The following is a 1,448-nucleotide window of genomic DNA, read 5'->3' as shown; positions in this document are numbered from 1 at the left end:
GTCGCGAGGCCAGCAGGTAAGCTGAGAGACCAAGCAGTCGGACTCTTCAGATTATCTCCTCATCAGGCTAATCACGGCCTCGCAGAACGGAGAAACACCATGAAAGCACTCAAGACTCTCTTCATCGCCACCGCCCTGCTGGGTTCCGCCGCCGGCGTCCAGGCCGCCGACAACTTCGTCGGCCTGACCTGGGGCGAGACCAGCAACAACATCCAGAAATCCAAGTCGCTGAACCGCAACCTGAACAGCCCGAACCTCGACAAGGTGATCGACAACACCGGCACCTGGGGCATCCGCGCCGGCCAGCAGTTCGAGCAGGGCCGCTACTACGCGACCTACGAGAACATCTCCGACACCAGCAGCGGCAACAAGCTGCGCCAGCAGAACCTGCTCGGCAGCTACGACGCCTTCCTGCCGATCGGCGACAACAACACCAAGCTGTTCGGCGGTGCCACCCTCGGCCTGGTCAAGCTGGAACAGGACGGCAAGGGCTTCAAGCGCGACAGCGATGTCGGCTACGCTGCCGGGCTGCAGGCCGGTATCCTGCAGGAGCTGAGCAAGAATGCCTCGATCGAAGGCGGCTATCGTTACCTGCGCACCAACGCCAGCACCGAGATGACCCCGCATGGCGGCAACAAGCTGGGCTCCCTGGACCTGCACAGCAGCTCGCAATTCTACCTGGGCGCCAACTACAAGTTCTAAATGACCGCGCAGCGCCCGCGAGGGCATGCTTCGATGGCCGGGCCGGAAGGTCCGGCCGCATCTCATCCGGAGGAACCTCATGAAACTGCTGGTAGTGGAAGACGAGGCGCTGTTGCGCCACCACCTCTATACCCGCCTGGGTGAACAGGGGCACGTGGTGGACTCGGTACCGGATGCCGAGGAAGCCCTCTACCGGGTCAGCGAATACCACCACGACCTGGCGGTGATCGACCTCGGCCTGCCGGGCATGAGCGGCCTGGACCTGATCCGCGAGCTGCGTTCGCAGGGCAAGTCCTTCCCGATCCTGATCCTCACCGCCCGCGGCAACTGGCAGGACAAGGTCGAAGGCCTGGCCGCCGGGGCCGACGACTACGTGGTCAAGCCGTTCCAGTTCGAGGAACTGGAAGCGCGCCTGAACGCGTTGCTGCGACGCTCCTCGGGGTTCGTCCAGTCGACCATCGAGGCCGGCCCCCTGGTCCTCGACCTGAACCGCAAGCAGGCGCTGGTCGAGGAGCAACCGGTGGCGCTGACCGCCTACGAATACCGCATCCTCGAATACCTCATGCGGCATCACCAGCAGGTGGTGGCCAAGGAACGCCTGATGGAACAGCTCTATCCCGACGACGAGGAGCGCGACGCCAACGTCATCGAGGTGCTGGTCGGCCGCCTGCGGCGCAAGCTGGAGGCCTGCGGCGGCTTCAAGCCGATCGATACGGTGCGCGGCCAGGGCTACCTGTTCACCGAGC

2 protein-coding genes are annotated in these 1,448 nt (G+C 64.2%); both read left to right on the top strand.

Going from position 1 to position 1,448, the window contains the following annotated elements:
• The first annotated feature begins 99 nt into the window (after positions 1-99).
• Positions 100-702, top strand: coding sequence for an outer membrane protein (locus K8556_RS38790; RefSeq protein ID WP_003082431.1), 603 nt, complete (start codon positions 100-102; stop codon positions 700-702).
• Positions 703-781: 79 nt separating this feature from the next.
• The coding region (gene phoP, locus K8556_RS38785; RefSeq protein WP_223745171.1) for a two-component system response regulator PhoP at positions 782-1,448 on the top strand (667 nt) is incomplete at its 3' end.

The organism is Corallococcus sp. AS-1-12, assembly GCF_020036995.1.
GTDB lineage: Bacteria > Myxococcota > Myxococcia > Myxococcales > Myxococcaceae > Corallococcus.
This window is presented reverse-complemented; position numbering and strand designations above follow the sequence as displayed.